Genomic DNA, 23693 nt, shown 5'->3' with positions numbered 1-23693 from the left:
CTCACTCGTCTTCCAGCATGGATCTGATGAGCGGGATGGTGATGGCGCGCTGCGTGCGCAGCGCGTAGCCGTCGAGCCGTTCGAGCAGCAGCATCAGGCTGGAGAGGTCGCGCGAGAAGCGCTTGAGCATGAAGTCCATGACCTCGTCGCCCAGGAACACGCCGCGCTCGTCGGCGGCGCGGCGCAGCACGGCGCGGCGCTCGGTCTCGCCCAGCGCGCGCAGCTGGAACACGTGGCCCCAGCCGAGCCGGGTGCGCAGGTCCTCGCGCAGGACCAGGTCGGCCGGCGGACGATCACCGGTGGCCAGCACCCAGCGCGCCGGGCCGTGGGCGGGCGTCTGCGCGTTGACGAACCAGTTGAAGGCCATGGCCTGCTGCGTGGCGGTGTAGAGGTGCGTGTCGTCGAGCAGCACGGCGTCCCAGTGCTCGTCGTACTCGGCCGGGTCCAGCGTGCTGGCGTCCATCCAGCCCACGCGCGAGCCTTGCTCGCGCAGGACCTCGCGCACGGCACGCAGCAGGTGCGTCTTGCCGCTGCCGCTCTCTCCCCACAGGAAGGTGGGCACCGGTGAGCGCAGCGGGTTGGGCACCCACAGGCGCAGGTGCGCCAGCGCGGCCTCGTTGCCCACGCCCACGAAGTTGTCCAGCGTGGGCAGCGGCGCCAGGCCGATGTCCAGCGCGAGCTGCTTCATGGGTTGGCCGGGGGTGCTCACAGAACAGGTCTCATGGCAACCGGGGAGGGCCGTTGTGGGACACCGGCGCCTTGAGGTACAGGTCGCTGGCCATGTACTGGCGCTTGAGCCGGCGCAGCGCCACCAGCAGCACCGCGCTCGCGGGCAGCGCGATGAGCACGCCCACGAAGCCAAACAGGTGGCCAAAGGCCAGCAGCGCGAAGATCACCGAGATGGGGTGCAGACCGATGGCCTCGCCCACCAGGCGGGGCGTGAGCCAGTAGCTCTCCACGAGCTGCCCCAGCATGTAGACGCCGAACACCAGCGCCACGCCGGTGAAGGACTGGAACTCCAGCAGCGCGGCCAGCAGGGCCAGCACCAGGCCGACGCCGAAACCCAGGAAAGGCACGAAGGTGGCCAGGCCGGTGAACACGCCGATGGGCAGCGCCAGGTTGAGTCCCACCAGCGCCAGGCCCACCGAATAGAAAACGGCCAGGATGCCCATCACCAGGAGCTGGCCGCGCAGGTAGCGGCCCAGCACCGCGTCGGTCTCGTCCAGGAAACCCTGCACCGACTCGCGCCAGCGCGGCGGCACCAGGGCACGGCCGCGGCCCATCAGGGCGCGCCAGTCGATCAGCAGGTAGAAGGCCACGATGGGCATGAGGAACAGATTGCCGAACAGCGCCGCCAGCGCGCTGCCGCCGATGCGCAGCGAGGACAGCAGGCCGGCCAGCAGCTCGCTTTCCTTGCCGCTGACGAGCTCGCTGGCCCATTGGCGCAGCTGGCTCACGTCCAGGTTCAGCGCGAAACCGAAGCGCGCGGCCAGCGCCGTGAGCCTGTCGGCCAGGCGGTCCAGCAGGGCCGGGACCTGCTCGCTCAGCAGCGGCAGCTGCTGGGTGATCACGGGCACGATGAGCAGCACCACCGCCAGCAGCACCAGCATCAGCAGGGTCACGGCCAACCCCGCGCCCAGCCAGCGCGGCCAGCCGCGCGCGGCCATGCGCTCCACCAGCGGATGCATGGCATACGCGATGATCAAGGCCACGAGGAAGGGCATGAGCACCGGCGCGAGCAGCGACAGCAGCAGGACCACGACCAGCGCGATCGAGGTCCAGGCGGCGATGCGGATCTGGGTGGGGGTGAAGGTCATGAGGCGCGGCTCGGTGTCGGGCGTGGGGCCCGGGGCGAGCCCGTAAAATCCGGTTCCGGATTCTATCGGCGCGCCCCCGGCGCCCGGGACATCCCCCTCCCCCGCCCCATCACTGCCCCCGCGGCCCCGCCGCCGCGCCCTCCCATGAGCACCACCCCCCTGTCCTACAAAGACGCCGGCGTCGACATCGATGCGGGCGACGCCCTGGTCGAGCGCATCAAGCCGCTGGCGAAAAAGACCATGCGCGAGGGCGTGCTGGCCGGCATCGGCGGCTTCGGCGCCCTATTCGAGGTGCCCAAGCGCTACCAGGAACCGGTGCTGGTGAGCGGCACCGACGGCGTGGGCACCAAGCTCAAGCTGGCCTTCGAATGGAACATGCACGACACGGTGGGCATCGACCTGGTCGCCATGAGCGTGAACGACGTGCTGGTGCAGGGCGCCGAGCCCCTGTTCTTCCTCGACTACTTCGCCTGCGGGAAGCTGGACGTGGACACCGCTGCGGCCGTGGTGGGCGGCATCGCCAAGGGCTGTGAACTGTCTGGCTGCGCCCTCATCGGCGGCGAGACGGCCGAGATGCCCGGCATGTACCCGGCCGGCGAGTACGACCTGGCCGGCTTCTGCGTGGGCGCGGTCGAGAAGTCGAAGATCCTCACCGGGAAGAACGTGGCCGAGGGCGACGTGGTGCTGGGCCTGGCCTCGCACGGTGTGCACTCCAACGGTTTCTCGCTGGTGCGCAAGTGCATCGAGCGCGCGGGCGCGAACCTGCCCCCCACGCTGGACGGCCTGCCCTTTCGCGAGGCGGTGATGAAGCCCACGCGCCTGTACGTGAAGAACGTGCTGGCGGCGCTGCAGCAGCATCCCATCAAGGCCCTGGCCCACATCACGGGCGGCGGCCTGCTGGAGAACATCCCGCGCGTGCTGCCCGACGCGCTGGCGGCGCACCTCGTCAAGGGCAGCTGGCCGCAGACCGAGCTGTTCGCCTGGCTGCAGAAGACGGCGGGCATCGACGACATCGAGATGAACCGCACCTTCAACAACGGCATCGGCATGGTGGTGGTGATCGCCGCCGACGAGGCCGAGGCCTGCGCGGCCACGCTGCGCGGCCTGGGCGAGTCGGTGCACGTCATTGGTCGCATCGCGCCGCGCGGCACCGGCGCGCCGGTGGTGGTGGCCTGACGGCGCCTCGCCGTTGACTCAGGTGATGTCTTCGGACATCACCAACCGCACGCCGGGCGTCGCCGTCAGCGCGGATTCGAGCAGGGTACGCGCGATGGCCTCGGCCGGCACCACGCGCCAGCGCCGCGGCAGCACCGGCGCAATGGCCTCGCTGAAACGCACGAACAGCCGCTCGCGCGGCCGGTCCTCCACGCGCTCGCCGCCGATCAAGCCCGGCCTCACCAGCGTCAGCGAGGGATAGCCCAGCGCCAGCAGGTCGCGCTCGACCTCGCCCTTGGTGCGCGAATAGAACACGCGCGAGCGCAGGTCGGCGCCCAGGGCCGAGTTGAAGGCGTAGGCCTGGGTGCCGTGGCGCAGCGCCAGTTCGGCCACGCGCAGCGGCAGGTCGTGGTCGACGCGGTAGAAGGCCTCGCGCGAACCGGCGGTCTTGATCGTGGTGCCGATGGTGCAGATCACCGCGTTGACGCCCCACCACTCGGCGTCTTCGGGCAGGCGCTCGAAGCTCACGACAGGGTTCAACAGCTTGGGGTGTGTGGGCAAGGCGCGCCGGGTGGGTGCCACCACCAGCCGCACCTGCGGGTGCGCCAGTGCCTGGCGCAACGCGTGGCTGCCGACCAGGCCGGTCGCGCCCGCGATCATGAGTGTTTTCAAGAACGGGGCTCCGGTTCCGGGCCCGGTGGGCCTCGGTTCTCGATCGATGTTCGTTGCAGCTCTGGCCGCGCGTCAACAGCGCTTACACGCCGATACGGGCGTGGCACTCAGTTCATCGCGCGCCGCAGGGTCTGCAGCCGCTGCTCGATCGCGCTGCGCTCCAGCGCGTCGTCGGTGTGGTCCACGAAGGTTTCGAGGTCATTCACCGCCAGGCGCAGATCGCCGATCTCGGCCCAGGCGAGGCCGCGGTCGCGGAACTCCACCCAGGCCTCGGGCAGCAGCACGATGAGGCGGTCCTGCACGGCCACCAGGCGCAACCAGTCGGACTGGGTGCGGTGGATTTCCTTGAGGTTGCGCAGCAGACGCGCGAGGATTTCGCGCGGCGTGGCAGCCTGCAGGTAAAGGCCCACGGGCACGTCGAAGTCGTCGACCAGGCCGTTGCGGCGCTTGTAGGGCTCCAGCCGATCCGACAGGTCCTCGCGGCTGAGCGACTGGCCGGTGAACGGGTCGATCACCACCTGCCCGTTGGGCAGGTTGATCTTGATCATGAAGTGCCCGGGGAAGTTGACGCCGCGCGCCTTGAGGCCCATGCCCTGGGCCAGCTCCAGCCACAGCACCGCCAGCGAGATGGGGATGCCCCGGCGCGTGCGCAGCACGGCGTTGAGGTAACTGTTGTCGGGGTCGTAGTAGTTGTTGACGTTGCCGCCGAACCCCATGTCGCGAAAGAAGAACTGGTTGAGCACGCGCAGGCGCTGCAGGGGGCCGGCGTCCTCGGGGCAGCGGCGCTTCACGCGCGCCAGCATCTGGTCCACGTCGCCCAGCACCTGCTGCACGTCCAGGTCGGGGTATTCGTCCTGCGCCACCGAGGCCGCCGCCTCGAACAGCGGCAAGGCCTCGTCGTCACGCACGAGCGACGCAAAGTAGCTCAGGGGCGTGGGCGCGGTGAACTCGAACGTGAGCGGCATGGAAAAGGGTCGAGAGCGGGCGCGGGACGGCCTATTGTCGGACGAACTGCCGCAAGTTCAAGCCCGAGAGAACCAAGGCCCCAAAGTACAGCGCGCCCGCCCCCACGATACCCAATGCCAGCAAGCCGACTCGCTGCAGTGCAGCACCGTCGAACCCCAGCCAGCCCACGCGCGCCGACAGCCAGGTGAGATACACCGCCAGCAACACGCTGGCCGCCAGCACCTGCAGGCCGAACTTCCCCCACCCGGGGGCCGGTTTGTAGGCGCCGCGCCGGCGCAGCCCGATCAACAGAAAGGCCGCGTTGACCAGCGCCCCCAGCCCGATGGCCAGCGCCAGACCGGCGTGCGCCAGGTGCGGCACCAGCACCACGTTGAGCACTTGGGTAAGCACCAGCACGCCAATGGCGATCTTCACCGGCGTGCGGATGTCCTGGCGGGCGTAGAAGCCCGGCGCCAGCACCTTGATCGCCACCAGCCCGATCAAGCCCGCGCCGTAGCCCATCAGGGCCATCGAGGTCTGCTGCACGTCGGCCACGCCGAAGCGGCCGTAGTGGTACAGCACCGCCACCAGCGGCTGCGCAAAGGTGAGCAGCGCCACGGCGCTGGGCACGGCCAGCAGCACCACCAGCCGCAGGCCCCAGTCGAGCAGGCCGCTGTAGCGCTCGTTGTCGCCTGCAGCCTGCGCGGCCGACAATTGCGGCAGCAGCACGACCCCCAGCGCCACGCCCAGCAGCGCCGTGGGGAATTCCATCAGGCGATCGGCATAGGTGAGCCAGCTCACGCTGCCCACCGCGAGGTGCGAGGCGATCTGGGTGTTGATCAACAGCGAGAGCTGGGCCACGCTCACGCCCAGCAGCGCCGGCAGCATGAGCGTGAGCACCCGGCGCGTGCCCGGGTGCGCCCAGGCCGTCTTGAGCGAGCCCCAGCCGAAGCCCACACGCGGCCACAAACCCAGACGCCGCAGCGCCGGGACCTGCACGCCCAGTTGCAGCGCCCCGCCCAGCAGCACACCGCCCGCCATGGCGTAGATCGGTGGAATGCCCAGGCGCTCGAACCAGGGCGCGCCGAACCAGGCGGCTGCGATCATGGACAGGTTGAGCAGCACCGGCGTGGCCGCGGGCACCGCGAAGCGCTTCCAGGTGTTCAGGATGCCGGCCGCCAGCGCCACGAAGGACATGAAGCCGATGTAGGGGAACATCCAGCGCGTCATGACGACGGCCGCCTCGAAACCCTCGGGCGACTGCTTCAGGCCGGCGGCCATGGCATAGACCAGCAACGGCGCAGCCAGCACCCCCAGCACACAGGTGACCAGCAGGGCCCAGGCCAGCACGGTGGCGATCTGGTCGATCAGGCGTCGGGTGGCCTCGTCGCCCTCCTGGGCGCGGGTACCGGCCAGCACGGGCACGAAGGCCTGGCTGAAGGCGCCCTCGGCGAACAGCCGGCGCAGCAGGTTGGGAATGCGAAACGCCACGTTGAAGGCGTCGGTGAGGGCGCTGGCGCCGAAGGTGGCTGCCATGAGCAGCTCGCGCACCAGCCCGGTGATGCGCGAGGCCAGGGTCAGCAGGGAAACCAGGGAGGCGGACTTGAACAGCGACACGGCGCAGAGTGTAAGCGGGCCCTAACCGGCAGCCGACGGGAGCGTCTGGGATGGCGGGAGGCACCGGGCTATAATCGCGGGCTTTGCTGGCAACATCCACAAACACCTAAGGAACACACCATGGCCACCAAGCCGAAGAAAAAGAACCCCCGCCTGGCGTCGGGCCGCAAGCGCGCCCGCCAGGACGTCAAGCTCAACGCCGCCAACAGCTCGCTGCGCTCGAAGTACCGCACCGCGGTGAAGAACGTCGAGAAGGCCGTCGTTTCTGGCGACAAGGCCAAGGCGACCGAGCTGTTCGCCAAGATGCAGGCCGTTGTCGACACCATCGCCGACAAGGGCATCTTCCACAAGAACAAGGCCGCTCGCGACAAGAGCCGCCTGTCCGCGAAGGTCAAGGGTCTGGCTGCCGCGGCCTGATCCTCACCACCAGCCGCCCGGGCCCCCAGGGGCCTGCCGTTTGAATCGGGTGCGCTGCCAGCAAAAGCAGAAAAGCCGTCGTGAGACGGCTTTTTTGTTGCCCGCGCGGGATCGGATCAGTCCTTCTTCGGCGGCGGTTCGGGCAAGAGGCAGGCCTCAGCCACCTGCAGGTCGTTGTCGCGGGCGAAGTTGAGACAGAAGTCCCAGGCCATGGGCTCGGCCTCGCGCAGGTCGCCATTCACCACCACGCATTTGACGCCGTTGATGACGGTGGGCACGCACCAGGGGGAATAGCTCAGGTGGCTGCCCGGTTGCACGCCGCCCGGGCGGAACCCGCTCATGACACCGGCGAGGCGTTCGGCCCAATCGCTCGGGCGAAAGGTGCGTCCATCGCGGGTGATGCCCTGGATGAAGACTTGCTTGGGCGTGGGTGCGGCCATCGGGTGGAGGGTAAGCCTCGGATGGAGGGCTCGTGCAGGAATCGGGCCATCGCAACAACCGGGATCGCCGGTCGGACGGCAGCCAAGAATTATATCTTATATAAGACTTGTGACGGCTCCGAGGCGGCCGGTCAGGGGCATGGCAGCGATGCCGAGCCGTCATCGATCCGGCGCAAAACGTGTGCCTACAATCGCGCTTCAACGGCTCCACCCTGCCCCGCAGGCGTTGAGCCGATTTCTTTTCTGGCCCGCAATCGGAGAGTCCCCGCATGAACGCCGCGCTGAAACCCGTCGCCTCGCCCCACGTGATGAACACCTACGGTCGCCTGCCGATCGCGCTGTCGCACGGACGAGGCTGCCGCGTGTGGGACACCAACGGCAAGGAATACCTCGACGGGCTGGCCGGCATCGCCGTCAACACCCTGGGCCACGCGCACCCCAAGCTGGTGCCCGCGCTGCAGGACCAGATCGCCAAGCTGATCCACAGCAGCAACTACTACCACGTGCCTGACCAGGAGCGTCTGGCGCAGATGCTGGTGGAGCGTTCGGGCCTCACCAACGTGTTCTTCTGCAGCACCGGGCTGGAGGCCAACGAGGCCGCGCTGAAGCTGGCGCGCAAATACGGGCACGACAAGGGCATCGAACGTCCCGAGATCGTGGTCTACGAGAAGGCCTTCCACGGCCGCTCCATCGCCACGCTGTCGGCCACCGGCAACCCCAAGGTGCAGGCCGGCTTCGGCCCGCTGGTGGAAGGCTTCGTGCGCGTGCCCGCGAACGACATCGAGGCGCTGAAGAAGGCCACCGCGAACAACCCGAACGTCGTCGCCGTGTTCTTCGAGACCATCCAGGGCGAAGGCGGCATCAACCCGATGCGCGCGCAGTACCTGAAGGACGTGCGCGCCCTGTGCGACGAGCGCGACTGGCTGCTCATGATCGACGAGGTGCAGTGCGGCATGGGCCGCACCGGCAAGTGGTTCGCGCACCAGTGGGCCGGCATCGTGCCCGACGTGATGCCCCTGGCCAAGGGCCTGGGCTCGGGCGTGACCATCGGCGCGGTGGTGGCCGGCCCCAAGGCGGCCAACATCTTCCAACCGGGCAACCACGGCACCACCTTCGGCGGCAACCCGCTGTCCATGCGCGCGGGGGTGGAGACCATCCGCATCATGGAAGAGGAAGGCCTGCTGGCCAACGCCGAACGCGTGGGCGCGCACCTGCGCGCCGCGCTCGAGAAGGGCCTGGCTGGCGTGGACGGCGTGAAGGAGATCCGCGGCCAGGGCCTGATGCTCGGGATCGAGCTCACCAAGCCCTGCGGCGTGATCCTGCAGCGCGCGGCCGAAGCGGGCCTGCTGTTGTCGGTCACCGCCGACAGCGTGATCCGCCTGGTGCCGCCGCTGATCCTCAGCACGGCCGAAGCCGACGAGATCGCGACCATCCTGGTGCCGCTGATCAAGGCCTTCCTGGCGGAGTGAACGCGCCCATGTCCACGACGATTCGCCACTACCTGCAGTTCAAGGACCTGAGCGCCGAAGAGTACGGCCACCTGTTCCAGCGCGCGGCCTTCATCAAGCGCAAGTTCAAGGCCGTCGAGAAGTACCAGCCCTTCGCCGATCCCGACCGCACCCTGGCCATGATTTTCGAGAAGGCCAGCACGCGCACGCGCGTGAGCTTCGAGGCCGGCATGTACCAGATGGGCGGCTCGGTGGTGCACCTCACCACCGGCGACAGCCAGCTCGGCCGCGCCGAGCCCATCGAAGACAGCGCGCGCGTGATCAGCCGCATGGTGGACCTGGTGATGATCCGCACCTACGAGCAGGCCAAGCTCGAGCGCTTCGCGGCGCATTCGCGCGTGCCGGTGATCAACGGCCTCACCAACGAGTTCCATCCTTGCCAGATCCTGGCCGACCTGTTCACGCTGGTGGAGTACCGGCCCGCACCGGGCGGCCAACCGCTCGACGCGATCCGCGGCAAGGTGGTGGCCTGGGTGGGCGATGGCAACAACATGGCCAACACCTGGCTGCAGGCGGCCGAGCTGCTGGGCTTCACGGTGCACGTGAGCACGCCCGGCGGGTATGAGGTCGACCCCGTGCTCGCGGGCATCAGCAAGCGCGACTGCTACAAGGTCTTCAAGGACCCGCGCGAGGCCTGCCAGGGCGCCGACCTGGTGACCACCGACGTCTGGACCAGCATGGGCTTCGAGGCCGAGAACGAGGTTCGCCGCCAGGCCTTCGCGAAATGGTGTGTGGACGAGGCCATGATGAAGCTGGCCAGGCCCGACGCCCTCTTCATGCACTGCCTGCCCGCGCACCGCGGCGAGGAAGTGACCGCCGAGGTCATCGACGGCCCGCAGAGCGTGGTCTGGGACGAGGCCGAGAACCGCCTGCACGCGCAGAAGGCCCTGATGGAGTACCTGCTCCTGGGACGCAGGAACTGAAACACCCCCGCCGCGCTTCGCGCGACCCCCTCCAGGGGGCGGCATCTGCGGCCCGGCAAAGCCGGTTCCGCGATGCCCCTGGACCAAGACACTTCGCTCGACAAACACTGGTATGTCCCACTGCGTATCTTGCGGCGCCTGCTGCGCGTGCTTTCGCGTGGACTTCTCGGTCCACGAGATGGAGGACATGGGCGGCAGCGTGCCCACCGGGCTCGCAGTGGAAGTCACCGACAGCACCATGCGCCTGCGTGGCACGGACCATTCGCCGCCCCGCTGCGCGGCGCTCGCGGGCAAGGTGGGCGTCAAGGCCGCTTGCGGCATCTATGAATGGCGACCCTCGCCCTGCCGGGAGTTCGACGAAGGCAGCGACGCCTGCGGTCGCGCCCGCGCGCGGCACCACCTGCCGCCGCTCGAGGAACCGGCCTGAAACTTCACATCTGAAGTTTTCCGTCACCTGTTGGCAATAACCGACACCACGGGTATTTTTGCGGTGCTACCTTCGCCGCGCCATGAAAACGCTCTGGGACATCTCCCCTCCCGTTCACGCGGGCGCACCGGTCTTTCCCGGTGACACCGCGTACGCGCAGCAGTGGGTCGCCAGCATCGGGCCGGGCTGTCCGGTCAACGTCAGCGCGATCACGCTCTCGCCGCACGTGGGTTCGCACGCCGACGCGCCCCTGCACTACGACCCGAGCGGCGCGTCCATCGGCGAGGTGCCGCTGGAGACCTTCATCGGCACTTGCCGCGTGATCCATGCGGTCGGCGTGGGCCCTCTGGTGAAGCTCGAGCACCTGGCCCATGCCCTGCAAGGCCTGCCGCCGCGCGTGCTGGTGCGCACCTATGCGCGCATGCCCCAAGGCGCCTTCGACAACGACCTCCCCGCCTTCGCGCCCGAGACCGTGGAGCGCCTCGCCGACCTGGGCGTGGTGCTCATCGGCATCGACAGCGCCAGCATCGACCCCGCGAGCAGCAAGACGCTGGACAGCCACCAGGTGATCCGCCGTCGCGGCCTGCGCGTGCTGGAGAACCTGCTGCTCGACGACGTGCCCGAAGGCGACTATGAACTCATCGCCCTGCCCCTGAAGCTCACCACCGCCGACGCCTCGCCGGTGCGCGCGGTGCTCCGTTCCCTGCCATGACCACCACCTTGCAAGACTGCCGTGCGCTCGACGCGCAAGACCCGCTGCGCCCGCTGCGCGAGCGCTTCGACATCCCCGCGAACACCATCTACCTCGACGGCAACTCGCTCGGCGCCATGCCGCGCTCGGCGCCCGCGCGTGTGGCCGAGGTGGTCACGCGCGAATGGGGCCGCGACCTCATCCGCAGCTGGAACAGCGCCGGCTGGTTCGAGCTGCCGCGCAAGGTGGGCGACCAGATCGCACGCCTGATCGGCGCCGCGCCGGGCACGACCATCGCCACCGACAGCACCAGCGTGAACCTGTTCAAGGCGCTCAGCGCCGCGCTGCGCATCAGCGCCGAGACGAAACCCGGCCGATGGCGCATCGTCAGCGAGCGCAGCAACTTCCCCACCGACCTCTACATCGCCGAGGCCCTGTGCAAGGACAAGGGCTGGGAGCTGGTGCTGGTGGAGCCGCACGAGATCGCCGAGGCCTTGAAGGACGAGAAGCTGGCGATCCTGATGCTCACGCACGTGAACTACCGCACCGGCGCCATGCACGACATGGCCGCAGTGACCAAGGCCGCGCATGAGGCGGGCGCGCTGGTGGTGTGGGACCTGGCGCACAGCGCGGGCGCCGTGCCGGTGGACCTGACGGGCGCCGACGCCGACTTCGCCGTGGGCTGCGGCTACAAATACCTCAACGGCGGCCCGGGCGCGCCGGCCTTCGTCTGGGTGAACCCCAAGCACGCCGACCGCTGCTGGCAACCCCTGGCCGGCTGGTGGGGCCACGACAAGCCCTTCGCCTTCACGCCCGACTACCAGCCCGCGCAGGGCATCGTGCGCTACCAGTGCGGCACGCAGCCGATGATCAGCCTGGCGGCACTGGAGTGCGGTGTGCAGACGGTGCTGGCGGCCGAGCCCCTGGGCGGCATGGCCGCGCTGCGGCGCAAGTCGCTGGCGCTGACCGATCTGTTCATCGCGCTGGTGGAAGAACGCTGCGCCGGCCATGGCCTGTCTCTGGTCACGCCGCGCGAACACGCGCGGCGCGGCTCGCAGGTCTGCCTCTCGATCACTGGCCCCCACGCTCCGCCGCTTCGCGGGTCGCTGCCCCCCGAGGGGGCGCCCACCGGCTTGGGGCGGCCCGGCGCCGGTGGCTCGGGCGCCTACGCCATCGTGCAGGCCCTCATCGCGCGCGGCGTCATCGGCGACTACCGCGCGGGCGATGGCGCGGGCCACCCCGACATCCTGCGCTTCGGATTCACGCCGCTGTACCTGGGCTTCGAGGACGTGTGGAACGCCGTCGAACACCTGCACCAGGTGCTGGAGAGCGGCGAATGGCAAGGCGCCGAATTCCAGCGCCAGCACGCAGTGACCTGAATGACACACCCCCACGCTCATCACTTCGTGTATTCGCTGCCCCCCGAGGGGGCGCGGGTCTCCCTTGGGGCGGCCCGGCGGGAGACCCCATGAGCGACACCACCAAACGCCCCGAAGACGTGGTGCGCGAGGAGCGCGCCCAGCTCGACTTCAGCCGCGACATGAGCTATGGCGACTACCTGCAGCTCGACGCCATCCTCAACGCGCAGAAGCCGCTGTCGCCCGCGCACGACGAGATGCTCTTCATCGTGCAGCACCAGACCAGCGAGCTGTGGATGAAGCTGATGCTGCACGAGCTGCACGCGGCCATCGCCCACATCGCGCGCGACGAGTTGCAGCCCGCCTTCAAGATGCTCGCGCGCGTGAGCCGCATCATGGAGCAGCTGGTGCACGCCTGGGACGTGCTGGCCACCATGACACCGCCCGAGTACAGCGCGCTGCGGCCCTACCTGGCGCAGTCCAGCGGCTTCCAGAGCCACCAGTACCGCTGCATCGAGTTCGCCATGGGCAACAAGAACGCCGCCATGCTCAAGCCGCACGCGCACCACCCCGAGCGCGCGGCCACGGTGCAGGCTGCCTTTGAGGCGCCCTCGCTCTACGACGAGTGCCTGCGTCTGCTCGCGCGTCGCGGCCTGCCCGTGCCCGCGAGCCACACCGACCGCAACTGGACCGAGCCCTACGAGGCCAGCGACGCCGTCGAGCAGGCCTGGCTCACGGTCTACCGCGACCCCAAGGCCCACTGGGACCTGTACCAACTGGGCGAAGAACTCACCGACCTGGAGGACAGCTTTCGCCTCTGGCGCTTCCGCCACGTCACCACGGTGGAGCGCGTGATCGGCTTCAAGCGGGGCACGGGTGGCACGGGAGGCGTGAGCTACCTGCGCAAGATGCTCGACGTGGTGCTGTTCCCCGAGATCTGGCGCCTGCGCACCGACCTCTGAGCCCGCCCGGCACGACCGGCTCAGAGCGGCCCGCGCAGGCTGTCGACGGGGCTGGGGGGGCCCTGCCAGGCCCGTTCGCATTGCGCGCGTGCACGCCGGAAGGCCTCCTCGCCCAGGCCCGCTCGCAGCTCCAGCATCAGGGGCCGGACCCAGCGGGCGGCGGCGTCGCGCCCCACCAGGTCCGCCAAGGTGGTCCAACCCATGGCGAGCATCTCGTAGGCTTGTGCAGCCTCGCCGCGCTCCACGTGCACGGCGGCTGCCTGACTCACGGCGTCCAGGTAGTGGATGGCGTCGCGCACCTCGAGCGCGCCCCGTCGCGCCACGTCCAGGCGCTCCAGCGCCTCGGCGCCTTCGCCCAGCACGCGCGACAGGCGCGCGCCCAGCAGACCGCGCCGCGCGGCCGCCGCGCCCGAGCTGTCGCCGATGCTCGCCAGGTCCTGCCACAGCTCGTTGGCCCGCCAGGGATCGTGGTTCATCAGGGCGGCCACAGCCGCCAGCCGGGCGGCCTCGGCGTCGCCAGATAGCCCTTGGGCCGAGAACAGGCTGGCCGCGCGCAGGAAGCGCTGCGTCGCGCCCTCGGTGTCGCCAACGGACAGCGACTCGCGGGCCTGCGCCAGCAAGGTGTCCGCCACGTCGTGCACCCGCTCTCGGGCGCTCTCGGTCGTCCAGCCCACCGGGCCGGGCACGGTGTCGTCGTACGCACCCATGACCGCCTCCTTTGTCGTCCACCCATGGGCATGGGCAGATCCGGAAGCTTAGATCAGCTCGGGCGAATGTTGTTGCGTTTGATGACGTCGGCCATGGCTGCGGTGTCGGCTTTGATGCGCCGCGCCAGGCCCTCGGGCGAGGTACCGGCCACGGCCCAGCCCTGGTTGAGGATCTTCTCGCGCACGTCCGGGCGGCGCACGATCTCGGTCAGCAGCGTGGCCAGGCGGTTCACGTGCGCCTTGGGCAGGCTGTTGGGCGCGGCCACGGCGTTCCAGATCTCGAGCGAGAAGTCCTTCACCCCGGCCTCGGCCAGGCTGGGCACGTCGGGCACCACCGCGCTGCGGCCGGCCGAGGTGACGCCGATGGCGTGCAGCTTGCCGGCCCTGACCTGCGCCATGGCCAGGCCGGGTGGCAGCAGCGACATCTGGATCTGCCCGCCGACCATGGCGGCCATGACCTGCGGGTTGCCCGGGTAGGGCACGTGCACCGCACCCAGGCCGGCGCGCGACTTCAGCAGTTCCATGCCCAGGTGCGCCACGGTGCCGATGCCCGGGGTGCCGTAGTTCCATTTGTCGCCGTTGCTGCGCGCGGCCTCCAGGAAGGCGCGCGGATCGGTCGGCGTGCCCGGCGCGCCGGCCAGCAGCAGCGGCGCCACGGCGATCAGCGACACGGGCGTGAGGTCGGTGAGCGGGTCGTAGGTGGTGGCGGGGTTGAGGATCTTGGCGATCGTCATGTTGCCGTTGATCATCAACCCGATGGTGTGGTCGTCGTCGGCGCGCGCCACCTGCGCGGCGGCCACGTTGCCACCGGCCCCGGGGCGGTTTTCGATCACCACCGGCTGGCCCAGCAGGCCCTGCAGCGGGTCGGCCAGGGTGCGGGCCATCAGGTCGGGCGAGGAGCCCCCGGGGAAGCCCACCACGATCTTGAGCGGGCGGCTGGGCCAGGCCGCCTGGGCCAGGGCGGCGGGCGCGACGGCGGCGGCGGCCAGCGCGGCACCGGTGGCAATGGCTTGGCGGCGGTTGATGGGCGTCAGGGGCATGTCGGTCTCCAATGGTGTTGTCAGGGGCTCGGGCGCCCGGTCGAAGGAGGCTCGCCCGGGCCGGCATAGAGCCAGGGATTGTCCAACAAGCGCTCGCCCAGCAAGGCCATGGCCCAGTCGCGGCCCCGGCGCAGCGCGCCGGCGGCGTGGAAGATGCGCCCGTTGCGGCGCGAGCGGCGCTGCACGCGGGCGTTGCGGGCCCACCGCAGTTGGGCGTAGCGTGCCAGCCGCGTGGCCCAGTCGCCGGGCGTGGCGCCGTTCGCCAGATGGCCCAGGGTCCAGGCGTCTTCCAGTGCCATGGCAGCGCCTTGTGCCAGGTAGGGGCGCATGGGATGGGCCGCATCGCCCAGCAGGGCCACCGGGCCCCGCGCCATGTCCGCAGGGCCGCGCAGAGGATCGCGGTCGTGCAGCACCCAGCGTGTCCAGCCGGGCACGGCAGCCAGCCAATCCGCCAGCGGGGTGCAGAGGGTGCCCAAGGCGGCCCGGAGTTCGGCGGCCTCGGCCGGCTGCGACCAGGCGCTCGCGTCCGCCGCGCCAGGCTCGCCCTGCACCACGGCCACGAGATTGATCGCCTCGCCCCGCCGCACCGGGTAGTGCACGACGTGCAGTTGCCGGCCCAGCCACACGCCGATCTCATTGGCGCGCATCGCGGCCGGCAGCGCATCGGCCGGCACAAGGCCTCGATACGCCAGGTGACCCGTGCGCCGGGGCGGCGCGGCGTCGAATCCCGCGTGGCGCACGCGGCTCCAGAGGCCATCACAACCGATCAGGGCCGGGCCCGCCAGGCGATCGCCGCTGGCCAGGGTGAGCGACACGCCCTCGTCGCCGGGCTGCCAGGCGTCGACGCGCGCCCCCAGGCGCCACGACACGCCCTGCGCCTGCGCCGCCACCGCGCGCTGCAGCAGCGCGTGCAGGTCGGCCCGGTGGATGCAGGCGTAGGCCTGTCCGTGACGCGCCACGGCGGCTGCGCCCAGACCCAGATGACCCAAGGCGCGGCCGCTGCGCGCGTCGCGCACGCGCAGCGCGTCGGGAAACGACGCCGCCTCACGCAGCGCCGGCAAGAGGCCCCAGTCGGCCAGCACGCGCACGGCGTTGGGGCCCAGTTGCAGTCCGGCGCCGATCTCGCCAAAGGCGGGTGCTTGTTCGAGCACGGTGACCGCGTGGCCTTGGCGCGCCACCGCCAGGGCCGCGCCGAGGCCGCCGATGCCGGCACCAGCCACGAGCAGGGGGAGGTTCATGGGTGGCGATGGTATCGGGGAGGACGCGAGCGCCTCGGCGGGAGAAGGAACCACGGTCCGCCAGTGATGACTCATGGCCGCCGCCGCGAGTCCCACCGGCTTCCCTACCGACGCGTCCGCGTCAACCATTCAATCCGTCGATCGCATGAACGCCAAAGGCCTTCCAGCAACACGTCGCCACCTGCGACCAGCATCGGCTGCTCTCGGTCCAGTCGCAGCAGGTGCAGCCGGCTGTGTCAGTCGCCAACCATTCCCCCGCCCATCCGGACGGCCCCTCATCACGCAAGCGGCCAGCGTCCCAGATGGCTCTCCCCGAGCAGGCCAGTGCCACCAGACAGAGGCGAACAACCGACTCGACGTCCGACTCGGGAACGGATGACACACCGCTGTCCGAGTGGGCCCCGGCCCGCACCCTCGACATCTTCTTGCGTGAGAACGCAGATGGCCTGCAAGAGCCACTGGATCCGTTCACTGCCGACGCCTTCGCGGCCATTGCCGCATGCGGCTCCTCCGCGCAATTCCATGAGGCCATTCCGAAGCTCAAGGCCACGGGCTTCGCCTCCGTGCTGGGCATCCTGTTGGCACACCAGCTTCCCACCGCAGCGGGTCACCTGGCGCTCACCATGTTGCTGTACTACTGCGCCAGCGGTCTGGTATTGCCAGACTGCTGCGTCGATGCGATGAGCAAAGCCTTGGCGACACTGCCGTCGCGTCCGGAAGACTGCAAGCTGGTCGAATCGACATTTGCCGGCCTGGCCAGGCAAGCGACGCCGATCCGCGAAGCGTTCGCCGATTGGATCAACCGTGCCACCGTCAATCGCCACTGATCACAGAATGCGGTTGAACCACGCCAGCGACAGCGCCGCGGCCACGATCGCCAGCCCCGCCGCTGCCAGCGCCAGCAGGCCCGACAGCTCCGTCTCCTTCTTCTCCACCGTGAGCCGTGAACTGAGCGACTGGTAGATCTGTTTGAGGTTCTCCGCCGTGCCGGCGTAAAAGTACTCGGCCTTGGTGGTGCGCGCCACGTCCTTGAGCGTGTCCTCGTCCAGGCGCACGCGCATGGACCAGCCCTCGAAGCCGATGACCTCGCCCTCCACCGTGCCCACGCCCACGGTGTAGACGCGCACGCCGCGATCAGCGGCCATCTTCGCGGCCTCGGCCGTGTCCACGCCGGTGGTGCGCTGGCCATCGGTAAGCAGGATGATGGCCGCCGAGCCATAGGAGCCGGGCTCCACGGGCTGGAAGGCCTTCTCCTCGTTGTTGCGCGGCTGGTCGAGCGAGCGGCCGCGCGGCGCGAAGGGGTCGGTGTTGCGGCTGTAGGTCATGTCGGTCAGGCTGATGCGCTGCTCGGGGAACAGCTCGGACAGCGAGACCACGATGGCGCTGCCGATGGCGGTGGCGCGCTGCAACTGAAACTTGTCGATGGCGGTGACCAGGTCCTCGCGGCTGAGCGTGACCGGCTGAACCACCTGCGCCGAGCCGGCAAAGGCCACGATGCCCACCTTCACATGACGCGGCAGCTCGGCCAGGAAGGCCTTGGCGGCGTTCTGCGAGGCCACCAGGCGGTTGGGTTGCACGTCCTCGGCGCGCATGCTGCCCGACACGTCCATCGCCAGGATGATGGTTTGCTGCGTGGACGGCAGCGTGATGCTGGCCATGGGCCGCGCCGCGGCCAGCAACATGGCCACCAGGGACAGCAGCATCAGCACCGGCGGCACGTGGCGCCGCCAACCCGGGCCCTTGCCCAGGGCCTCACGCACGATGGCCAGGTTGGCGTAGCGCAGCGCCGTTCGCTTGCGCCGGCGCAGCAGCCACACATAGAGCAGCACCAGCAGCGGCAAGGCCATCAGCAGCCACAGCAACTGCGGCCACAGGAAGGTGACAGGCGGCAAGTCGAATCCGTTCATGCTCGCACTCCTTCTCGGGTTCGGCGGGGCAGTTGTGTGGGCATGGGGCGCCCCCCCGCGCCCTGGCGCACGCGACGCTCGCGCAGGTCCACGAAGCGCAGCACCGCGTCGGCCAGGTCCTCGTCGGTGGCGAGTTCGAGCGTGTCCACGCCGGCGCGCGCCAGACTCTCGCGCAGTTGCGCCTCGCGCTGCGCGGCGATGCGCGCGAAGCGCTGGCGAAAGCCCTTGTCGTGCGTGTCGACCACGATCTGTTCGCCGGTCTCGGCGTCGCGGATGGGAATGAGGCCGAGGTCGGGCAGGTCGAGTTCCAGCGGATCCACCAGACGCACGGCCACCACGTCGTGGCGGCGGGCCAGTTCGCCGAGCGGCCTTTCCCAGCCCGGCTGGCTGATGAAATCGGACACCACGAAGACGGTGCTGCGCTGGCGCACGGTGAAGACGGCGCTGCGCAGCAGATCACCCAGGCGGGTGGCGGCTTCGCCGGCGGGCACGGCTTCCTTGGCGGTGGGACGCGGCATCAGCATCTGCATGAGGCGCAGCACGTGGTTGCGCCCGCCGCGCGCGGGCAGCATGGTCTCCACGCGCGCGCGGCCCTGCGAGCCATACACCATGGCGCCCACCCGGTTGCCTTGTCCGGAGATGAGGCGCGCCAGAACCGCGGTGAACTGCAGCAACACGTCGCTCTTGCGCTGCTCGCCCGAGCCGAAGTCGACCGAGGGGCTGAGGTCGAGCAGAAACCACGCGGCCATTTCGCGGTCTTCGGTGAACACGCGCACGTGCGGTTGCTGCAGCCGGGCGGTGACGTTCCAGTCGATGTGGCGCACGTCGTCGTGCAGCTGGTACTCGCGCAGGTCGGCCAGGTCCAGGCCACTGCCGCGCATGAGGGTCTTGTAGTGGCCCTGCAGCAGGCCGTCCAGGCGGCGCAGCACGGTCCACTCCAGCCGGCGCAGCAGGGCGTCGGCGCGCTGCGCGGCAGGCGCCTTCGACGCCTCACCCGGTGGGTCGGCGGGCGCTCGGCCGAACAGGCGCTTGAACATGTCAGGCCACCCGCTTCTCCGCCTCGAGCGGACGCGCTGGCGGCGGAATGTGCTTCATGATCCGCGCGATCAGCGCATCGCTCGTGAGGCCTTCGGACAGGCCCTCGTACGACAGCACCACCCGGTGGCGCAGCACGTCAGGCACCAGGTCCACCATGTCCTCGGGCAGGGCGTAGCTGCGTCCGCGCAGCATGGCCAGGGCGCGCGCACCCTCCACCAGTCCGATGGTGGCGCGCGGGCTGGCGCCGAAGGTGATCAGTGGGACCATGTCCTTGATGCCGTGCCTGTCGGGGTAACGCGTGGCCGACACGAGGCGCACCGCGTACTGCACGAGAGAAGGGTCCACGTACACCTCGCGGCACTGCGTCTGCAAGCTGGCGAGCTGCTCGGTGGTGGCCACCGCGTTCACCTGCACGGCGGGACCGGTGACGCGCTCGACGATGACGTATTCCTCTTCATCGGTCGGGTAGTCCACCAGCACCTTCATCATGAAGCGGTCCACCTGCGCCTCGGGCAGCGGGTAGGTGCCTTCGGTCTCGATCGGGTTCTGCGTGGCCATGACCAGGAAGGGACGAGGCACCTTGTGCGATTCGCCCGCGATGGTCACCTGCCGCTCCTGCATCGCCTCCAGCAGGGCGCTCTGCACCTTGGCCGGCGCGCGGTTGATCTCGTCGGCCAGCAGCAGGTTGGCGAACACCGGACCCAGCGAGGTGCCGAAATCGCCCGTTTTCTGGTTGTAGATGCGCGTGCCCACCAGGTCGGCGGGCACCAGATCGGGCGTGAACTGGATGCGCTTGAAGCGGCCCTGCACCGCTTCGGCCAGCGTCTTCACCGTGAGCGTCTTGGCCAGGCCGGGCACGCCCTCCACCAGCAGGTGGCCCTGCGCCAGCAGCGCCACCATCACGCGCTCGAGGAAGCGGTCCTGGCCGACGACGACCCGTTTCACCTCGTAGAGGATCTGCTCCATGAGCTGGGCGGTCTCGGGGGCGTTGGTGTCGCTCATGAAGGGCTCCGGAAGGTGGATGGAAGGACTCAGAACGGAGGCAGGCCGGCGGCGCTGGCGGCGCTTTCGATGGGCACGGCAAAACCGATGCCCACGAAGGTGCGCGCGCTGGTGGGGTTGAGGATGCCGGTGACGATGCCGACCACCTCGCCGTCCATGGTGACCAGCGGGCCACCGGAATTGCCGGGGTTGGCGGCGGCGTCGAACTGGATCAGGTTGCCGATGACCTGCTTGCCCTCGGGCGATTTGAACTCGCGGTCGAAGCCGGAGATGACACCCGCCGACACCGAGGGCCCGATGCCGAAGGGGAAGCCCACCGCCACCACCTGGTCGCCGGCCACGAGGTCGCCGGTGGAGCGCATGGTGGCCGCGATCAGGTCGTCGGGGATGGTCTGGGCCTGCAGCACGGCCAGGTCGTTCTCGGGCTGCGCGCCGGTGACGGTGGCGCCCGACTCGCTGCCGTCGGCAAAGGTGATCTTGAGCCGGTCGGCCCCCTGCACCACGTGCAGGTTGGTCAGGATGACGCCCTTGTCGACGATCACCACGCCGGTGCCCACGCCCTGCTCCGACTCCTGGCCCTTGTCGTCCTTGCCGTAGGACAGCACGCGCACCACGGCGGGGCGGATCTTCTCGGCCGCGCGCGCGGCCGGCGACGGCATCACCTGCGTGGTGAGGGTTCGCAGCACGGCGGCGTCGATGTCCTTCTGCGTGAGCGGCGCGCCGCCGCCCGCCTGGCGTTGCCACACAGCCGCGATGAGCGCGACGCTCAGCAGGGCGATGGCCGCCCACATGACCCGCGGGTTGGCGGCACCTTGCGCCAAAGCGGTGCGCCAGCGGCGCGCCGGCCGCGGCTGGGCGGCAGGTTCGGCCACCGCCGCCCCTGGCACCGCATCGACCGCTTGGGCCGGGCGGCGCGAGGGGCTGTACTTCGCTGTCTTTCGCATCGCGACCCCCGACGAAGATTCCGTGGGTCACATGATGCCGCGATGCGGTGACCGGCTCAAGCGGTCAACAATTGCCGCAGCACGTACGGGAGAATGCCCCGGGCGCGGTAGTAGTCCACCTCCACGGGGGTGTCGATGCGCAGCGTGACCGCGATCTCGCGCCGCTGGCCGTCGGGCCGGGTGATCACCAGCGTCGCGTCGCTCTGTGGCCGCAGGCCGGGGTCGGGCACCACGTCGATCGTCTCGTCGCCGCGCAAGCCCAGCGATTCCCAGGAGTCCCCCGGCTTGAACTGCAGCGGCAGCACGCCCATGCCCACCAGGTTGCTGCGGTGGATGCGCTCGAAGCTGCGCGCCACCACGGCCTGGACGCCCAGCAGCTGCGTGCCCTTGGCCGCCCAGTCGCGGCTGGAGCCGGTGCCGTATTCCTCGCCCGCGAAGATGACGGTGGGCACGCCGGCCTGCACGTAGCGCATGGCGGCGTCGTAGATGGGCAGCTTGTCGCCCGAGGGCTGATGCAGCGTGAAGCCGCCCTCTTCGCGCGTGCCGTCGGGCAGCGGCGGGATCATCAGGTTCTTGATGCGCACGTTGGCGAAGGTGCCGCGCATCATCACCTCGTGGTTGCCGCGGCGCGCGCCGTAGCTGTTGAAGTCGGCCGGCAGGACCTTGTGCGCCTGCAGCCACAGGCCCGCGGGCGACGAGGCCTTGATGCTGCCCGCCGGCGAGATGTGGTCGGTGGTGATGGAGTCGCCGAACAGCGCCATGATGCGCGCGCCGTAAACGCTCACCGGGCGCGCGCCGTCGGTGTCGTCCAGGGTGAAGCCCTGGAAGAACGGCGGCTCGGCGATGTAGGTGCTGGTGGGCCAGTCGTAGGTGGTGCCGCTCAGGCCGGGGATCTGCTCCCACAGCTCGCCCGGCTCGGACTTCACGCGCGCGTAGTTGTCGCGGTAGGCCTTGCCGTTCATGGCGCTCTTCATCAGCGCGAGGATCTCGTCGCTGCTCGGCCAGATGTCGCCCAGGTACACCGGCCGGCCGTCGCGGCCCGTGCCCACCGGCTCGGTCATCAGGTCGGTGGTGACGGTGCCCGCGATGGCGTAGGCCACCACCAGCGGCGGGCTGGCCAGGAAGTTGGCCTTGATGTTGGGGTGGATGCGCGCCTCGAAGTTGCGGTTGCCCGAGAGCACGGCCGCGCACACGAGGTCGTTCTCGGTGATGACGGCGTTGAGTTCGGGCGTGAGGTCGCCCGCGTTGCCGATGCAGGTGGTGCAGCCATAGCCCGCCAGCGCGAAGCCGAGCTTTTCCAGGTAGGGCAGCAGGCCGGTGTGGGTGAGGTATTCAGTGACGATGCGCGAGCCGGGCGCCAGCGAGGTCTTGATGTGCGGCTTGACGCTCAGGCCCTTCTGCACCGCCTTCTTCGCCAGCAGGCCGGCGGCCAGCAGCACGCCGGGGTTGCTGGTGTTGGTGCAACTGGTGATGGCGGCGATCAACACGTCGCCGTTCTTCACGTCCACGCCCTGGCCGGTGGGGAAGGTCTGCTCGAGCTTGCTGGGCGGCTGTTTGAAGCCGCCCTGCTCCATGGGCGCCGCGAACAGCTCGGTGAAGCGGCGCGACACGTCACCCAGTTCGATGCGATCCTGCGGACGCTTGGGCCCCGCCAGGCTGGGCGCCACGGTGCCCAGGTCGAGCGTGATGACCTGCGAGTAATCGATCTCGCCGCGCCGCGGCACGCCGAACAGGCCCTGCGCCTTGAAGTAGGCCTCGAAGGCGTCGATCTCGGCGGCGCTGCGGCCCGTGCCGCGGAAATACGTCAGCGTCTCCTCGTCGACCGGGAAGAAGCCCATGGTCGCGCCGTACTCCGGCGCCATGTTGGCGATGGTGGCGCGGTCGGGCAGCGTGAGCGAGGCCGTGCCCTCGCCGAAGAACTCGACGAACTTGCCCACCACCTTGTGCTGGCGCAGGATCTCGGTGACGGTGAGCACCAGATCGGTGGCGGTGACGCCGCCGCGCAGGCGTCCGGTGAGTTCGAAGCCCACCACGTCGGGCGTGAGGAAGTACACCGGCTGGCCGAGCATGGCGGCTTCGGCCTCGATGCCGCCCACGCCCCAGCCCAGCACGCCGAGGCCGTTGATCATGGTGGTGTGGCTGTCGGTGCCCACCAGGGTGTCGGGGTAGTACAGACCGCCCCGCAGGTGCACGCCGCGCGCCAGGTACTCCAGGTTCACCTGGTGCACGATGCCGAAGCCCGGCGGCACCACGCCGAAGGTGTCGAAGGCCTGCATGCCCCACTTCATGAAGCCGTAGCGCTCCAGGTTGCGCTTGAACTCCAGCTTCATGTTCAGGTCCAGCGCGTCCTTGGTGCCGTAGTGGTCCACCATCACCGAGTGGTCCACCACCAGGTCCACCGGCACCAGCGGCTCGATGCGCTCGGGGTCGCGCCCCAGGCGTTGCGCCGTGCTGCGCATGGCGGCCAGGTCGGCCAGCAGCGGCACGCCGGTGAAGTCCTGCAGCACCACGCGCGCCACGGTGAAAGGGATCTCGTCGGTGCGCGGCGCGTTGGGCTGCCAGTTGGCCAGTTGCGCCACGTGCTCGCGCGTCACGCGCTCGCCGTCGCAGTGGCGCAGCACGCTTTCCAGCACGATGCGGATGGACTGCGGCAGGCGCTTGACGCCGGGGAACTCGCGCGCCAGCGCCGGCAAAGAATAGAGCCGGCCTGTCTTGCCAGCTCCGGGGGTGAAGGTCTTGACGGTCTGGGCGAAGGGGTGCGTGTAGCTCGTGGGGGCGTCCATGCGGTGGCTCCTGAAGATCGTGGCTGTTCTGGGTCAACGGCCATTCTGCGATCTTCTGGCGCCACCGCAAGCTCGGCGCCGATTTGCCCCGTGGGCGTCTGC

The 23693-nt window shown here is 69.7% G+C and carries 23 protein-coding genes; 9 read left to right on the top strand and 14 right to left on the bottom strand.

The window, feature by feature from the left end:
- Position 1: 1 nt before the first annotated feature.
- Both hda and GTO19_RS14050 read right to left on the bottom strand, forming a co-directional pair.
- Positions 2-688 carry a DnaA regulatory inactivator Hda gene (hda, locus tag GTO19_RS14055; RefSeq protein ID WP_291021638.1) on the bottom strand — a complete coding sequence of 229 codons (687 nt, stop codon included), beginning with the start codon at positions 686-688 and terminating at the stop codon, positions 2-4.
- Between the two features lie 31 nt (positions 689-719).
- Positions 720-1817 (bottom strand): AI-2E family transporter, encoded by a 1098-nt coding sequence (locus GTO19_RS14050; RefSeq protein WP_291021637.1) that lies wholly within the window; start codon positions 1815-1817, stop codon positions 720-722.
- A gap of 144 nt (positions 1818-1961) precedes the next feature.
- Between GTO19_RS14050 and purM the strand changes: the two genes are divergently transcribed.
- Complete coding sequence (gene purM, locus GTO19_RS14045) at positions 1962-2993, top strand: phosphoribosylformylglycinamidine cyclo-ligase (RefSeq protein ID WP_291021636.1); 1032 nt, start codon at positions 1962-1964, stop codon at positions 2991-2993.
- 18 nt (positions 2994-3011) lie between these two features.
- Here the strand turns inward: purM and GTO19_RS14040 are convergent, their stop codons facing one another.
- The 3 genes from GTO19_RS14040 to murJ form a co-directional block, all read right to left on the bottom strand.
- Entirely contained in the window at positions 3012-3632 is a 621-nt protein-coding gene (locus tag GTO19_RS14040) for an NAD-dependent dehydratase (protein ID WP_291021655.1), read from the bottom strand.
- A 119-nt stretch (positions 3633-3751) separates the two neighbouring features.
- Complete coding sequence (locus tag GTO19_RS14035) at positions 3752-4609, bottom strand: tetratricopeptide repeat protein (protein ID WP_291021635.1); 858 nt, start codon at positions 4607-4609, stop codon at positions 3752-3754.
- Positions 4610-4640: 31 nt separating this feature from the next.
- Positions 4641-6206 (bottom strand): murein biosynthesis integral membrane protein MurJ, encoded by a 1566-nt coding sequence (gene murJ / locus GTO19_RS14030; protein WP_291021634.1) that lies wholly within the window; start codon positions 6204-6206, stop codon positions 4641-4643.
- A 120-nt stretch (positions 6207-6326) separates the two neighbouring features.
- Between murJ and rpsT the strand changes: the two genes are divergently transcribed.
- Complete coding sequence (gene rpsT, locus GTO19_RS14025) at positions 6327-6623, top strand: 30S ribosomal protein S20 (protein WP_291021633.1); 297 nt, start codon at positions 6327-6329, stop codon at positions 6621-6623.
- 116 nt (positions 6624-6739) lie between these two features.
- Here the strand turns inward: rpsT and GTO19_RS14020 are convergent, their stop codons facing one another.
- Entirely contained in the window at positions 6740-7063 is a 324-nt protein-coding gene (locus GTO19_RS14020) for a DUF3579 domain-containing protein (protein ID WP_291021632.1), read from the bottom strand.
- Positions 7064-7332: 269 nt separating this feature from the next.
- Between GTO19_RS14020 and GTO19_RS14015 the strand changes: the two genes are divergently transcribed.
- The 6 genes from GTO19_RS14015 to kynA all read left to right on the top strand — a co-directional run bounded on the left by GTO19_RS14015 (position 7333) and on the right by kynA (position 12932).
- Positions 7333-8532: an aspartate aminotransferase family protein gene (locus GTO19_RS14015; RefSeq protein ID WP_291021631.1), complete on the top strand. Its 1200-nt coding sequence runs from the start codon at positions 7333-7335 to the stop codon at positions 8530-8532.
- 8 nt (positions 8533-8540) lie between these two features.
- Entirely contained in the window at positions 8541-9494 is a 954-nt protein-coding gene (gene argF / locus GTO19_RS14010; protein ID WP_291021630.1) for an ornithine carbamoyltransferase, read from the top strand.
- 112 nt (positions 9495-9606) lie between these two features.
- Complete coding sequence (locus GTO19_RS14005; RefSeq protein ID WP_291021629.1) at positions 9607-9921, top strand: YkgJ family cysteine cluster protein; 315 nt, start codon at positions 9607-9609, stop codon at positions 9919-9921.
- A gap of 82 nt (positions 9922-10003) precedes the next feature.
- Positions 10004-10633 (top strand): arylformamidase, encoded by a 630-nt coding sequence (gene kynB, locus GTO19_RS14000; protein ID WP_291021628.1) that lies wholly within the window; start codon positions 10004-10006, stop codon positions 10631-10633.
- Positions 10630-11991 (top strand): kynureninase, encoded by a 1362-nt coding sequence (gene kynU / locus GTO19_RS13995; protein ID WP_291021627.1) that lies wholly within the window; start codon positions 10630-10632, stop codon positions 11989-11991. The genes kynB and kynU overlap by 4 nt, the downstream gene beginning before the upstream one ends.
- 89 nt (positions 11992-12080) lie before the next feature.
- Positions 12081-12932: a tryptophan 2,3-dioxygenase gene (kynA, locus tag GTO19_RS13990; RefSeq protein WP_291021626.1), complete on the top strand. Its 852-nt coding sequence runs from the start codon at positions 12081-12083 to the stop codon at positions 12930-12932.
- A 20-nt stretch (positions 12933-12952) separates the two neighbouring features.
- Here kynA and GTO19_RS13985 read toward each other — a convergent pair whose 3' ends face one another.
- Genes GTO19_RS13985 through GTO19_RS13975 form a run of 3 tightly spaced genes read right to left on the bottom strand, consistent with a single transcriptional unit; the run spans position 12953 to position 15917 of the window.
- Positions 12953-13639, bottom strand: a complete 687-nt coding sequence (locus GTO19_RS13985; RefSeq protein WP_291021625.1) for a hypothetical protein — start codon at positions 13637-13639, stop codon at positions 12953-12955.
- Between the two features lie 53 nt (positions 13640-13692).
- A complete protein-coding gene (locus tag GTO19_RS13980) occupies positions 13693-14679 on the bottom strand; it encodes a tripartite tricarboxylate transporter substrate binding protein (RefSeq protein WP_291021624.1) in 987 nt (328 codons plus the stop codon).
- A 20-nt stretch (positions 14680-14699) separates the two neighbouring features.
- Positions 14700-15917: an FAD-dependent monooxygenase gene (locus GTO19_RS13975; protein ID WP_291021623.1), complete on the bottom strand. Its 1218-nt coding sequence runs from the start codon at positions 15915-15917 to the stop codon at positions 14700-14702.
- Between the two features lie 425 nt (positions 15918-16342).
- On the opposite strand from GTO19_RS13975, the gene GTO19_RS13970 reads away from it, so the two are divergent.
- On the top strand, positions 16343-16744 hold the full coding sequence (locus tag GTO19_RS13970) for a hypothetical protein (RefSeq protein ID WP_291021622.1): 402 nt from the start codon (positions 16343-16345) through the stop codon (positions 16742-16744).
- On the opposite strand, the gene GTO19_RS13965 is transcribed toward GTO19_RS13970, so the two are convergent.
- From GTO19_RS13965 to acnA, 5 genes are read right to left on the bottom strand one after another with little or no spacing between them, the layout of a single operon-like run.
- Positions 16745-17824: a VWA domain-containing protein gene (locus tag GTO19_RS13965; RefSeq protein WP_291021621.1), complete on the bottom strand. Its 1080-nt coding sequence runs from the start codon at positions 17822-17824 to the stop codon at positions 16745-16747.
- Complete coding sequence (locus GTO19_RS13960; protein ID WP_291021620.1) at positions 17821-18861, bottom strand: DUF58 domain-containing protein; 1041 nt, start codon at positions 18859-18861, stop codon at positions 17821-17823. The genes GTO19_RS13965 and GTO19_RS13960 overlap by 4 nt, the downstream gene beginning before the upstream one ends.
- Before the next feature lies 1 nt (position 18862).
- On the bottom strand, positions 18863-19864 hold the full coding sequence (locus tag GTO19_RS13955; RefSeq protein ID WP_291021619.1) for a MoxR family ATPase: 1002 nt from the start codon (positions 19862-19864) through the stop codon (positions 18863-18865).
- A 29-nt stretch (positions 19865-19893) separates the two neighbouring features.
- Positions 19894-20808 carry a trypsin-like peptidase domain-containing protein gene (locus GTO19_RS13950; protein ID WP_291021618.1) on the bottom strand — a complete coding sequence of 305 codons (915 nt, stop codon included), beginning with the start codon at positions 20806-20808 and terminating at the stop codon, positions 19894-19896.
- A 56-nt stretch (positions 20809-20864) separates the two neighbouring features.
- On the bottom strand, positions 20865-23591 hold the full coding sequence (gene acnA / locus GTO19_RS13945; protein WP_291021617.1) for an aconitate hydratase AcnA: 2727 nt from the start codon (positions 23589-23591) through the stop codon (positions 20865-20867).
- Positions 23592-23693 lie beyond the last annotated feature (102 nt).

Source organism: Hydrogenophaga sp. (assembly GCF_011772445.1).
Classification (GTDB): Bacteria; Pseudomonadota; Gammaproteobacteria; order Burkholderiales; family Burkholderiaceae_C; genus Hydrogenophaga.
Note: the sequence above shows the minus strand (reverse complement) of the source record. Positions and strands in the feature narration are given on the sequence as shown.

Coding starts and splice junctions, on each gene's coding strand:
- hda (WP_291021638.1), bottom strand. CDS start 688: ATGAAGCAGCTCGCGCTGGACATCGGCCTGGCGCCGCTGCCCACGCTG.
- GTO19_RS14050 (WP_291021637.1), bottom strand. CDS start 1,817: ATGACCTTCACCCCCACCCAGATCCGCATCGCCGCCTGGACCTCGATC.
- purM (WP_291021636.1), top strand. CDS start 1,962: ATGAGCACCACCCCCCTGTCCTACAAAGACGCCGGCGTCGACATCGAT.
- GTO19_RS14040 (WP_291021655.1), bottom strand. CDS start 3,632: ATGATCGCGGGCGCGACCGGCCTGGTCGGCAGCCACGCGTTGCGCCAG.
- GTO19_RS14035 (WP_291021635.1), bottom strand. CDS start 4,609: ATGCCGCTCACGTTCGAGTTCACCGCGCCCACGCCCCTGAGCTACTTT.
- rpsT (WP_291021633.1), top strand. CDS start 6,327: ATGGCCACCAAGCCGAAGAAAAAGAACCCCCGCCTGGCGTCGGGCCGC.
- GTO19_RS14020 (WP_291021632.1), bottom strand. CDS start 7,063: ATGGCCGCACCCACGCCCAAGCAAGTCTTCATCCAGGGCATCACCCGC.
- GTO19_RS14015 (WP_291021631.1), top strand. CDS start 7,333: ATGAACGCCGCGCTGAAACCCGTCGCCTCGCCCCACGTGATGAACACC.
- argF (WP_291021630.1), top strand. CDS start 8,541: ATGTCCACGACGATTCGCCACTACCTGCAGTTCAAGGACCTGAGCGCC.
- GTO19_RS14005 (WP_291021629.1), top strand. CDS start 9,607: ATGTCCCACTGCGTATCTTGCGGCGCCTGCTGCGCGTGCTTTCGCGTG.
- kynB (WP_291021628.1), top strand. CDS start 10,004: ATGAAAACGCTCTGGGACATCTCCCCTCCCGTTCACGCGGGCGCACCG.
- kynU (WP_291021627.1), top strand. CDS start 10,630: ATGACCACCACCTTGCAAGACTGCCGTGCGCTCGACGCGCAAGACCCG.
- kynA (WP_291021626.1), top strand. CDS start 12,081: ATGAGCGACACCACCAAACGCCCCGAAGACGTGGTGCGCGAGGAGCGC.
- GTO19_RS13985 (WP_291021625.1), bottom strand. CDS start 13,639: ATGGGTGCGTACGACGACACCGTGCCCGGCCCGGTGGGCTGGACGACC.
- GTO19_RS13980 (WP_291021624.1), bottom strand. CDS start 14,679: ATGCCCCTGACGCCCATCAACCGCCGCCAAGCCATTGCCACCGGTGCC.
- GTO19_RS13975 (WP_291021623.1), bottom strand. CDS start 15,917: ATGAACCTCCCCCTGCTCGTGGCTGGTGCCGGCATCGGCGGCCTCGGC.
- GTO19_RS13965 (WP_291021621.1), bottom strand. CDS start 17,824: ATGAACGGATTCGACTTGCCGCCTGTCACCTTCCTGTGGCCGCAGTTG.
- GTO19_RS13960 (WP_291021620.1), bottom strand. CDS start 18,861: ATGTTCAAGCGCCTGTTCGGCCGAGCGCCCGCCGACCCACCGGGTGAG.
- GTO19_RS13955 (WP_291021619.1), bottom strand. CDS start 19,864: ATGAGCGACACCAACGCCCCCGAGACCGCCCAGCTCATGGAGCAGATC.
- GTO19_RS13950 (WP_291021618.1), bottom strand. CDS start 20,808: ATGCGAAAGACAGCGAAGTACAGCCCCTCGCGCCGCCCGGCCCAAGCG.
- acnA (WP_291021617.1), bottom strand. CDS start 23,591: ATGGACGCCCCCACGAGCTACACGCACCCCTTCGCCCAGACCGTCAAG.